The sequence below is a fragment of the Cyanobacteriota bacterium genome (assembly GCA_025054735.1).
Taxonomy (GTDB): domain Bacteria; phylum Cyanobacteriota; class Cyanobacteriia; order SKYG9; family SKYG9; genus SKYG9.
Genome location: JANWZG010000255.1, coordinates 1 through 5,749 on the forward strand (window position 1 = coordinate 1; position 5,749 = coordinate 5,749).

The 5,749-nt window shown below is 50.4% G+C and carries 5 protein-coding genes; 3 read left to right on the top strand and 2 right to left on the bottom strand.

All coding sequences use genetic code 11. The annotated features are described in order from the left end of the window. Window positions 1–238, bottom strand: a 238-nt coding sequence (locus tag NZ772_12470; GenBank protein MCS6814364.1) for an ATP-dependent DNA helicase, incomplete at its 3' end; no start/stop codon positions are given. Between the two features lie 389 nt (window positions 239–627). Between NZ772_12470 and NZ772_12475 the strand changes: the two genes are divergently transcribed. Continuing rightward, window positions 628–1,173 carry a hypothetical protein gene (locus tag NZ772_12475; protein ID MCS6814365.1) on the top strand — a complete coding sequence of 182 codons (546 nt, stop codon included), beginning with the start codon at window positions 628–630 and terminating at the stop codon, window positions 1,171–1,173. Window positions 1,174–1,319: 146 nt separating this feature from the next. Continuing rightward, the gene (locus NZ772_12480; protein ID MCS6814366.1) at window positions 1,320–2,609 is read left to right on the top strand and encodes a peptidoglycan DD-metalloendopeptidase family protein; all 1,290 of its coding nucleotides are present in this window, start codon (window positions 1,320–1,322) and stop codon (window positions 2,607–2,609) included. A gap of 26 nt (window positions 2,610–2,635) precedes the next feature. Here NZ772_12480 and NZ772_12485 read toward each other — a convergent pair whose 3' ends face one another. Further along, window positions 2,636–4,063, bottom strand: a complete 1,428-nt coding sequence (locus NZ772_12485) for an N-acetylmuramoyl-L-alanine amidase (GenBank protein MCS6814367.1) — start codon at window positions 4,061–4,063, stop codon at window positions 2,636–2,638. A 510-nt stretch (window positions 4,064–4,573) separates the two neighbouring features. Here NZ772_12485 and NZ772_12490 point away from each other — a divergent pair. Continuing rightward, a partial coding sequence (locus NZ772_12490; protein MCS6814368.1) for a sodium:proton antiporter occupies window positions 4,574–5,749 on the top strand: 1,176 nt, incomplete at its 3' end.

Sequence of the window (5,749 nt, forward strand, 5' to 3'; positions counted from 1 at the left end):
CTGGTTCCGGCACCACCAATATAGCTGCCTCTTGCCACACTAGCGCAGAGACCAAGTAGCTCAACCGATAGCGTCCGTGATTACCTACAGGTGGCACCCCTGTTTGAATCAAAGCACTACGCCCCAAGCGCAATGCCCGCGCCACTAACCGCCCCATGGTCAAGTTATGAGACCAATAGGGTTGCCCCTGTTGGCGCAAAAATGCGCGGAGTTGTTGGTGGACTTCAACTTCAATCACAAGCAATGCGTGGTATACCAGTTTCCGTCCATTGTCTCTTAACTGACGGGAAAACACAATTTCAGGTCAGAATTTTGGGAGAATATGCTTTGGCTCGGTGTTACAAATGGGTACACTATGGGATGAATCTAAGCAGATGAGCTTGAAAAAAGACAGGCCTGAATATGCATAGCGCCTCAGGCAGCTCTCTTCCGTGAAGAAGAGTCGGTTCTACGTAGAATGCACTACAGACTGGCTTGTTAGTCACTGATGACAACTATGCAATCCACAGCGCCATACTCCGGTAGCTAGGTAGCTAGCCTATTCATGCAGGGTGATCGTAGCCCTGTCTCCATTGTTGATAAGTGTGTCCATTAGGTTTGTTCAACGCCTGCAAGCTGATTAACCCCATGGTCAAAATTTTAGAGAGTCGCCATCAATATCGTTCCTGTCACATTCGCCTACCGGGTGAAGATCAACGGTTTGCTGCTGTTATGGTTGATGGGAAGTTCTACAGCCTGCTGAAAATTGTCCGCGATCGCCAAAAGGCCCTTAAAATCTGTGAACTGCTGATGGCCAAAGGTGGTGATGTTGTCATGACCAAAACAGCTAAGGGAGATGCAATTTGGCTATGGGAGGCCGATGCAATCGCAGACTTACCACCTCAAGCCCAGCCTAAAACAAAACCAGCAGCAGTGCCTTCTCCCCCCTATCGTGTGCTAACTTCTCCTGAACAGTATCAAACTTGCTACATCCGAATTCCTGATATTGGCGATCGTCTAGAGGCAATTTACGTGGGTGGTAAGTATTACAGCTTGTTTAAGGCTGACCAATCTGCTGAACAAACCGTAGAGTTGGCCGTTAAACTTTGCCAGCGGGGGGATGATGTGGTTGTCACCAAAATGGCTCAGGGCTATACTTTGTGGGTGCTAGAGGCCGATGCTGTTCTCGCGTAAGCATTTGGACTGATAGTTTGTGATGCCAAACTCACCCGGATCAGATCACTAAAACTTGGATATACTGAGCGTCTGTTGCGATCGTCTTGGTAGGTTTCGGTACTGTGCAATCCAAGCAGGTTTGCCATTGCCGTTTTCGTGTACATATGAACATACATAGCACTGTGGGGGTAGTATCAACACCCAAAGCCCTCTGGCTAATGCTTTGGCGCGGGCTAAAGGTTTGGCTGGGCAGTTGGATTATGGTAGTGGGGATGCTACTGGGAACTTGGCCAGCTCTAGCCGTGCCACAGGGCATTGCCAGTTCGCTGATGGGAGGAGCATCCATCTCTCCGCCAGTGTTGCTTCAGGCTGGGATTTCTGGTGCTATAGAGGATTTGGTGCGCCAACAGCAACAGCTAGAAAACCAGCGCCAAAATCTGGCTAAGGAGCGCGATCGCCTGCAAAATTTGGAGACTGAAGCTAGCCGTACCTTGAATACCCTGCAAACAACTGTGCAGGACAAAACTCGCCAGATTCAAGCCCAAGAGGCTCAAAAGGCAAAGGCTGAGGAACAACTGCGCGTCTTACAAAAAGAGCTAGCGATCGCGACAGACCGGTATCAGCGTCACCAGTTGGCAACAGTGGCTCGTCTGCAATTTCTTCAGCGTCAACAGCGCACCTGGGGTTGGGCAACCCTGTTGCAGAGTCAGAATCTTAACGAGTTTTTAGATCGTCGTTACCAGCTACGGTTGCTCTACGAGCACGATCGGCAGATGTTAGCGCAGCTTACCCGTGAAGCCAAGGCGATCGAGGAGAAAAAGTTGCGGGTCGAAGCTCAGAAAAATCAAATCATTCTTCTTACCCAACAGCTTATGGCTCAGCGTGCTCAGGCATCCCAGCAAGCAGCCTACCAAAAGTCTGTAATCAGTCGTCTTCAAAACGATCGCCTTGCCCTAGAAGCTGCTGAAGATCGCCTCGCCGCAGACTCCAATAACTTAGCTGCTCTCATTCAGCAAAAAATAGCCGAACAGCGTGCTCGCGAGTCCTATGGTGCTGTCATCATTCGGGGTACAGGACAACTTAGCTTCCCCAGTGATGGAGCGTTGACTAGCTACTTTGGTTGGCGGGTACACCCAATTTTGGGATACGAGCGCTTTCACTCTGGTATCGACTTTGCTGCTGACTATGGCAGCCCCATCCGAGCAGCCGACAATGGTTATGTAATCTTTGCAGGCTGGTATGGTGGTTATGGCAATGCTGTGATTCTCGACCATGGCAATGGCATCAGCACACTATATGGTCATGCTGAAGAACTGTTAGTCGCAGAGGGGCAGTATGTGCAGCGGGGACAGGTGATTGCCACTGTCGGTTCTACTGGCCTTTCGACGGGGCCACATTTGCACTTTGAGGTACGCCAAGGGGGAGAGCCAGTTGACCCCATGGCATTTTTATAACAATTAACAATTCCCCATGGCGGAAATCAGCGTAAGTATTCCAGAATACCTTGGGCAATGCCAGCAGCGATACGGCTCCGGAAGCTGGGATCCGCTAGATTAGCAGCATCTTCGGCTCCTGTGACAAAGCCAGTTTCTAGGAGTACTGAAGGCATCGTTGTACGGCGAAGAACGTAGAACCGGGCACGCCGCACACCCCGATCGCGGGAACCTGTAGCCGCTATCATGTTGCGGTGGATCACTTGAGCTAGTCTGAGACCAGAATCATAGTAGTAGGTTTCAATGCCATTCACATCGGGACGGCTGAGACTAATGGCGTTAGCGTGGATGCTGACGAATATTGTGGCATTCACCTGGCGAGCAAGCTGTACCCTAGGCTCTAGGCCAAGATCACGATCGTCCTCCCGTGTTAGGATTGCTCGGATTCCCTGTTGCTCCAGCAGAGCCGCCACCTCTTGGGAAATGGGCAGCACCACATCTTTTTCCCGCAGGCCACCAATGCCAATAGCCCCTGGATCTGGGCCACCATGCCCTGGATCAATTACCACCACAAACTGACCAACGGGTGCTGACGATGGATCTCGGGGAAACCTGATTACTGGTGGTTGGACACCTACTGTGCGCCCTACCTCTAGAGCCAATAGACCACGACGAGTCTGAGCAATCCGTCCTATGCGGTTACCAGGCGCTGGCTTCACAAACACAACAACCGTATCCGGTGTTTCTTGCACCAGTCGAATTTGGGCAACGGGACTATCGGCTGGGAGTGTAGGGCGGCGAAATTGCTCAGAAATAGTGGCATTGAAGATGCGGATGCGATAGTCGGTTGAGCTGCGATCCCAACCGCTTTCATAGCGCAGAGGCCGATCAGCCTGTACGAGTAGTCGATCGCCCTCCAGTTGTACCGTTTCAACGATCGCCAACTCTCCCTGGGGGCTGCCTGTAGAACTTACAGAAGCCGCTGGTGCAATCACCTGGGGAACAGGTAGTTGTGCTGACCACTCGGTTGGGCTACTCCCTCGGATTTGGATCCGTTGTGGATCTAACCCATACCCAGGTGACAATTCCAGGACAATCTGAACCACCCGAGCATCCATTTGCACCACACTGATGGATTTGTATGCTCCACCGATCGTCTGTGTCACTGGATCACTTTCTAGGCTAACATCAGGCAACTCAATCACAAGACGACTAGGATTAGGGAGTAGCCGTGCTCGTGGTTGTACCCCCTGGCTGGTGGTAAACACTAGGCGATGTCGGCGTGGGTCAAACTGCCACGATGAAAGGGTAGCCATGGACTGCTGGGCCACGTATGCCTTAGAACTGGCAACAGACGGTTCAGGCTGATAGGTAGCGCGCGGGTTAACAGTTCCCCAAGCGACAGACGAACCGAGCAGCACAGCGATTATGCTTACTAGAAACCAGCTAATCAGAGTGATGAAATGCCTTCTCATGAATGTGCAAACCTAGGGAGTCTTGTCAATGAGATTCTGAATCCACTCACATGTAGGAAAAATAGAACCTAAGCATCAGAGGTTATCGTAAGACCAAGCCAGTGGAGCAAATCGTTCAAGATTTCTCTTCATTTCTGTCCTGAGCAACCAGGAAGATTTACAAGCTTATAGCGTTGCTAGAGAATTGAGCAAAATTTTAGATGTCTATGGTTGGTTTATCCTCCCTGACCACAGACTAACTCCATCAGGAATAGGTGCCCAACAGATTAACCTAAGCTTACTGACCATCACCAACCACTGAATCAGTAGCCATGCTAAGGGTTGAGTTGCCTGCTAGTAATAATGAACTGATGTTGCCAATCCTGTGGAAACAGCAACCATTCCATAAAATGTGGTGATATCAGGTTTTGTAGATAAACAGCAAGCGGTAGGCTAGAGTATCGATTATGCAAATGACATGTCTCCATTTATCAATGGCTGCAATCAACAGCGCCTAGCTCTGGCCCATCTATGAACACACCGTTTGACATTACCCTGCAAGTTATCATGACGGTAATCGCCGGGGTTAGTGCCCAAGTGCTAGCGGAATACCTAAAGGTACCCGCGATCGTGTTGCTGTTGATATTGGGAATCCTTCTAGGGCCAGATTGTCTGGGTTGGTTGCACCCAGCCATGCTAGGCCCAGGATTGGATGTCATCATTTCTCTGTTTGTGGCAGTGATTTTGTTTGAAGGAGGACTCAGCCTAGATTTGCGTGAACTAGGTAGGGTATCGGGTAGCCTCCGCAACTTGGTCACGATAGGGACATTAATCACACTGATTGGTGGCGGTATGGCTGCCCACTGGCTAGGTGAGTTTCCCTGGTCGATCGCGTTTCTCTATGCTTCCTTAGTCGTTGTCACCGGGCCAACCGTTATCTCCCCACTATTGCGACAGGTGCAGGTAGAGCGGCGCGTCGCCACTTTATTAGAGGGCGAAGGTGTCTTGATTGATCCGATTGGGGCCATTCTTGCAGTTGTTGTGCTGAATATTATTCTTAGCGGTGATGCAGATTTACTTACCATTACTAGCAGCCTGGGGATTCGGTTGGGCATTGGCTTGGCAATTGGGGGCATCGGTGGTCTGCTCTTGGGGCAAATTCTTCGCTATGCCAGCTTCCTGTCAGAAGAATTACGCAACCTAGTCGTGTTGGCTGGGGTGTGGGGACTGTATGGCCTATCTCAATTTACCAGCAGTGAATCAGGACTCATGGCAGTTGTCATTGCTGGCATTGTGGTTGGGAACAGTTCTTCTAGCCTAGCTCAGCGACCCCTACGCCGCTTTAAGGGACAACTGACCATATTGGCAGTGTCGTTTCTGTTTATCTTGTTGGCAGCAGACTTGTCAATTGCTAGTGTGTTCGCGTTAGGTTGGGGCAGTGGCTTGACAGTGCTCACCCTGATGGTGGTTGTTCGTCCACTCAATATCCTAGCCTGTACTTGGAACAGCGACTTGAACTGGCGACAGAAACTATTTTTATCGTGGATTGCACCTAGGGGTATCATCTCTGCTTCTGTTGCCTCTTTGTTTGCCATCTTGTTGACTGAGCAGGGGATTAATGGTGGTGATGCTATCAAAGCCCTAGTATTTTTGACCATTATTGCTACTGTGTTTATCCAAGGATTAACCGCCCGTTGGGTTGCCAAT